Origin of the sequence: Tepidimonas charontis, assembly GCF_007556685.1 — a bacterium.
GTDB lineage: Bacteria > Pseudomonadota > Gammaproteobacteria > Burkholderiales > Burkholderiaceae_C > Tepidimonas > Tepidimonas charontis.
In genome coordinates, this window is record NZ_VJON01000124.1 from 1 (window position 1) to 518 (window position 518).

Annotated in this window: 1 rRNA gene; it reads right to left on the bottom strand. The window is 50.8% G+C overall.

The features are described from left to right. A 16S ribosomal RNA gene (locus Tchar_RS13875) occupies positions 1 to 355 on the bottom strand; the annotation flags it as partial. Between the last annotated feature and the right edge of the window lie 163 nt (positions 356 to 518).

Genomic DNA, 518 nt, shown 5'->3' on the forward strand with positions numbered 1-518 from the left:
AGAGACAGCTGCTGCCTCCCGTAGGAGTCTGGGCCGTGTCTCAGTCCCAGTGTGGCTGGTCGTCCTCTCAGACCAGCTACAGATCGTCGGCTTGGTAAGCTTTTATCCCACCAACTAGCTAATCTGATATCGGCCGCTCCAATCGCGCGAGGTCTTGCGATCCCCCGCTTTCACCCTCAGGTCGTATGCGGTATTAATCCGCTTTCGAGCAGTTATCCCCCACGACTGGGCACGTTCCGATACATTACTCACCCGTTCGCCACTCGTCACAGGTTGCTCCCTGTTACCGTTCGACTTGCATGTGTAAGGCATGCCGCCAGCGTTCAATCTGAGCCAGGATCAAACTCTACAGTTCGATCTTGAATTTTTCGCATGACATCGCTGCCACGCATTACTCATAAAAACGGAATTGAAGTGAACTTCACTTCTATTCTCATGAGTGTTTAAAGTGCTAAGCACTAGTTCCAAAGAACTTGGCAATCGCCTTCAAACACCCACGCTTATCGGCTGTATATTTT